At 45.3% G+C, this 212-nt stretch carries 1 protein-coding gene; it reads right to left on the bottom strand.

Annotated elements, in window-relative coordinates; all coding sequences use genetic code 11:
* Nucleotides 1–212 (bottom strand): phosphate acyltransferase (locus NE558_RS14405; protein WP_256150853.1); only part of this gene is annotated, 212 nt, incomplete at both ends.

Below are 212 nucleotides of genomic sequence, written 5' to 3'. Positions count from 1 at the left end.
GGATATTTTTCCTTCGCAATTTCTACTGCCTCTACTACTTTCGTAACATCAGCATGCTTTGCAGAACCCATTGTGGAATGGCTCAACATTGCTACTCTTGCTTCTTTGCCCACGAATGCAGCATAGGATTTTGCGGAGTCGCCTGCTATACAAGCCACTTCTGCAGGAGTGGGGTTCTGATTAAGTGCACAGTCAGCAAACAATAAAATGCC

It is taken from the genome of Anaerotignum propionicum (assembly GCF_024461735.1).
Classification (GTDB): Bacteria; Bacillota; Clostridia; order Lachnospirales; family Anaerotignaceae; genus Chakrabartyella.
Note: the sequence above shows the minus strand (reverse complement) of the source record. Positions and strands in the feature narration are given on the sequence as shown.